The 3,206-nt window shown below is 67.8% G+C and carries 3 protein-coding genes; 1 reads left to right on the top strand and 2 read right to left on the bottom strand.

Annotated elements, in window-relative coordinates; genetic code table 11:
* Positions 1-216: 216 nt before the first annotated feature.
* On the bottom strand, positions 217-2,448 hold the full coding sequence (locus I6U14_RS07790) for a xanthine dehydrogenase family protein molybdopterin-binding subunit (RefSeq protein ID WP_296898243.1): 2,232 nt from the start codon (positions 2,446-2,448) through the stop codon (positions 217-219).
* 17 nt (positions 2,449-2,465) lie between these two features.
* Positions 2,466-2,933, bottom strand: a complete 468-nt coding sequence (locus I6U14_RS07785) for a (2Fe-2S)-binding protein (RefSeq protein WP_296898242.1) — start codon at positions 2,931-2,933, stop codon at positions 2,466-2,468.
* Between the two features lie 145 nt (positions 2,934-3,078).
* Here I6U14_RS07785 and I6U14_RS07780 point away from each other — a divergent pair.
* A partial coding sequence (locus I6U14_RS07780) for a DUF2061 domain-containing protein (protein ID WP_296898244.1) occupies positions 3,079-3,206 on the top strand: 128 nt, incomplete at its 3' end.

Raw genomic sequence — 3,206 nt, 5'->3', positions numbered from 1 at the left:
CGCGCCTCCGTCAATGTCCAGGCGGCGCCGCCGGCGAGCCAAAGCAGGCGCCGCTCGCGTCTGCCGGCGAGCGTTGTAAGCAGCTCCCGGGCTGCCGCGACGACGTCCTGGGTCAAACCCCGCCGGACCCTGCCGGGTCGCACAGCACAGTCGAGCCGCAACTGCGCTCCTCGCGGACTGACTTCCTGCCCGGACAGCTTGGGTGATGTCTGCGTGTCACGCGGCCAATCGCAGCGGCAGCTGATAGAAGCGCTTGCCGGTGGCCGCCGCCAGCGCATTGGCCACCGCCGGCGCGATGACCGGCGTCGCCGGCTCGCCGACGCCGGTTGGCGGCTCCGTGGACGGCACAATGTGGACCTCGACCTCCGGCATCTTGTCCATGCGCAGCACCTGGTAGTCGTGGAAGTTGGACTGCTCGACGGCTCCTTCCTTCAGCGTGATCTCGCTCAGCAGCGCCGCCGACAGGCCGAAGCCCATGCCCCCCTCCATCTGGGCCACCACCACGTCTGGGTTGACGACGGTGCCGCAGTCTACGGCGATGACCACCCGATCGACGCTGAAGCCGCCGTTGCCGTCGAGCGTCACCTCGGCCACCTGCGCAACATAGCTGCCGAACGACTTGTGCACAGCAATGCCGCGGCCGCGACCCTCAGGCAGCGGCGGGTCGTACCAGCCGCCTTGCTGTGCCGCGAGCTTGAGCACGTCGCGCTCGCGGGGATGCTCGCCCATCAGCGCGACGCGAAAGTCGACCGGATCCTGGCCCGCAGCGGCAGCGAGCTCGTCCATCATGCACTCCACCGCGAAAGCGGTGTGCGTGGAGCCCACGGCGCGCCACCACTGCACGGTGACCGGCAGCTGCGGGGAGTGCAGGTCGACGTACCGGTTGGGGACGGCGTAGGGAATCTCCTTGGCCCCTTCCACTGAGGTTTGGTCGATCCCCTCCACCACCAATGCCGGCTCGAAGGCGGTGCCGGTGATGATGGACTGGCCGACGATGCGGTGTTGCCAGGCGACGAGTCTACCGCTGGCGTCCAGCCCGGCCTTGACCTTGTGCAGATAAAGCGGGCGATAGTAGCCGGCGCGGGTATCATCCTCGCGGGTCCAGATCAGCTTCACCGGCTTATCGCCGCCTGCGGCCTTGAAGATCTGCGCCGCCTCAACCAGGTAGTCGGATTGCGGGTTGGCGCGGCGCCCGAAGGAGCCGCCGGCGTAGAGCATCTCGATGCGGACCTGCTCCGGTTTCAGCCCAAGCACCCCGGCGATGGCCTGCTGATCGATGGTCTGGAACTGTTCCCCGTTGATGACCCGCACACCGGCTGTCTCACCCGGGGCGCCGGCGTCCGGCGTGATCACGCAGTCCATGGTCTCCATGGCCGCGTGAGCGAGGTAGGGTACGCTGTATTCGGCCTCGAGGACGGTGGTGGCATCCGCAAAGGCCTGATCGGTGTCGCCGACGCTGGTTACCGGCTTGCCCGGTGTCTGCGCGAGCGTGCGATAGTTGCTGAGGATCTCGTCCGAGCCTTGGCGGAATGCCCCGCTGGTGTCCCAGTCCACCTTGAGCGCGTCGCGGCCCTGTTTGGCAGACCAGAAGTCGTACCCGAGCACGGCGACGCCCGTTGGCACCTGTACGATCATGGCCACGCCCGGGATGGCCTTGGCCGCGCTGTCATCGTAGCTGCGCAGCGTCGCACCGAACAGTGGCGAGCGAGCGATGCAGGCCGTGAGCATGTTCGGCAGCCGGACGTCCTGGGTGAATTGCGCGACGCCGGTGCATTTGGCCTCGCTGTCCTTGCGCGGCAGGAAGGCTTTGCCGATCAGCTTGAACTTGGCCGGGTCCTTGAGCTCGGGTGCGTCTGGCACCGGCTGTGCCGCCGCAGCCTCGGCCAGTTCTCCGAAGCTCGCGCTCTTGCCGCTCTTTGGATGGCGGACCATCCCGTCGACGACTGTGATCTCCGCTGCCGGTACCTGCCACTGCGCCGCGGCGGCGCCGACCAGCATAGACCGCGCTGCGGCGCCCGCCTTGCGCATCTGCTCGTAGGCGTTGGCGATGGCCGTGCTGCCGCCGGTGCCCTGCACCTCGCCCCAGAAGAGATTGTTGTAGCGCCCGGCATCTACCGGCGCCCCCACCGGTTGCACCTGGTCCCAGCGCGCATCCAGCTCTTCAGCGACCAGCGTGGACAGGCCAGTGTAGGTGCCCTGGCCCATCTCCAGGTGCTTGCAGACGACGGTGACGGTGTCGTCGGTGCCGATGCGGATGAACGCATTCGGCGCGAAGTCTCCGGCGGCAGCACTGCCGCCGCCGGCCATGCCGGGGCCCGCGACGCGCTCCGGACTCGCCATCTGCCCACGGGCGGGCAGCCAAACACCGATCGTTAGGCCGGCGGCGGCGCCCGCGGACAGCTGCAGAAAGCCGCGGCGGCTAACATTGACAATCTTGCGCTGAATCATGGTCGTCTCCTCCGGGCTTAGGCCAACGCGGCGGCGGCCTTATGGATGGCCTTGCGAATGCGGGCATAGGTGGCGCAACGGCAGATGTTGCCCGCCATGTTGCTGTCGATGGCCGCATCGTCCGGGCGCGGGTTGGACGTGAGCAGGGCCGCCGCCTGCATGATCTGGCCGGACTGGCAGAAGCCGCACTGCACCACATCGAGGTCCTGCCAGGCCTGCTGCACGGCCTTGCCCACCGCAGCCTGCGGGCCCTCGGCGAGTCCCTCGATGGTGGTGATCTGCTGGCCGGCGGCGGCGCTGACAGGCAGCGAGCAGGAGCGCACCGCGGTGTCGTTCAGGTGCACGGTGCAGGCGCCGCATTGGCCGATGCCGCAGCCGTACTTGGTCCCAGTGAGCCCGACGTGCTCGCGTAACGCCCAGAGCAGCGGCATCTGCGGGTCGATGTCCAGTTGGTGTGTCTCGCCGTTGACGCGAAGCTCGATCATCGGGGGGCCTCCGAACGGATGTTGGTCAGGGTTGAGTGGCTTGGGCGGCACAGGTGAATGCTCCTCGCAGCGGGTCTGCAGTGAGGGGGAAGGTGCGCGCGCATCCGCTCCTGCAGGAGTCGACAATGTCGGCGCGACCTCCTGAATGCCAAGATCCGCGCGGCACTTCAGCGTGGCCTTCGGTGTTCCCTACGCCCTCACCGATGATGTGCACATCGGCAGCGCTGTAGCACTGGTGGGTACTGCCGTAAATACGGGGGAAATCACAACCAC

The organism is Thiohalocapsa sp., from assembly GCF_019695415.1.
In the GTDB taxonomy this organism is placed as follows: Bacteria; Pseudomonadota; Gammaproteobacteria; order Chromatiales; family Chromatiaceae; genus Thiohalocapsa.
The sequence above is the reverse complement of the archived record's forward strand: the minus strand, read 5'-3'. Positions and strand labels throughout refer to the sequence as shown.